The organism is Pseudomonas baetica (genome assembly GCF_019733355.1).
GTDB classification, from domain to species: domain Bacteria; phylum Pseudomonadota; class Gammaproteobacteria; order Pseudomonadales; family Pseudomonadaceae; genus Aquipseudomonas; species Aquipseudomonas baetica_A.
In genome coordinates this window covers 1-210 of the sequence record NZ_JAIHLQ010000210.1, presented here as the reverse complement: position 1 = coordinate 210, position 210 = coordinate 1, and the positions used below count along the sequence as shown (strand labels likewise).

1 pseudogene is annotated in these 210 nt (G+C 54.3%); it reads left to right on the top strand.

The features are described from left to right. Positions 1-14: 14 nt before the first annotated feature. A pseudogene (locus K5E40_RS34785) lies at positions 15-210 on the top strand (hypothetical protein); the annotation flags it as partial.

Below are 210 nucleotides of genomic sequence, written 5' to 3'. Positions count from 1 at the left end.
CTGGAGTTGCCGCCATGAAATCCATCAAATCAGTAGTTATCAGCGTCGCTATCGTGGCATTCAGTGCGAACACCTTTGCGGCGTACAGCCAAAAAGAACAGACTCTGATTGGCCAGTCGCGTAGTGGCGTTGTGAGCGCTCCCATTTCGGAAAACGGTTCCGATCGCACCCCAGGTTCCCAGCGTGTAGCTGAAGGTGGTTCCGATCGCA